1 protein-coding gene is annotated in these 236 nt (G+C 76.7%); it reads left to right on the top strand.

All coding sequences use genetic code 11. The features are described 5' to 3' along the window. On the top strand, positions 1 to 236 hold a 236-nt coding region (locus tag SB660_RS23750), incomplete at both ends, for a hypothetical protein (RefSeq protein WP_410585058.1).

Below are 236 nucleotides of genomic sequence, written 5' to 3'. Positions count from 1 at the left end.
CCGCTCCCGCCCCCGTCGCGCAGACGGCACCCGCCTTCACCCGGCCGACGGAGCCCGGAGCGCAGAAGGCGGATGCCGCTGCCCCCAGTGCACCGAGCGAGGCTCGGCGCGAACCCGTCGAGGAGCAGGCGCCGGCCGCTGTCGGTCCGCGCACGCACCCGATCGTCCTCCCGCAGGTCGACGTCGCGGAGCTCGGCGTCGCCGATCGCCTCGGCCTGTCCGACGACGATGCCGAG

The organism is Bacillus sp. SIMBA_005 (genome assembly GCF_046535585.1).
GTDB lineage: Bacteria > Bacillota > Bacilli > Bacillales > Bacillaceae > Bacillus > Bacillus pumilus.
The sequence above is the reverse complement of the archived record's forward strand: the minus strand, read 5'-3'. Positions and strand labels throughout refer to the sequence as shown.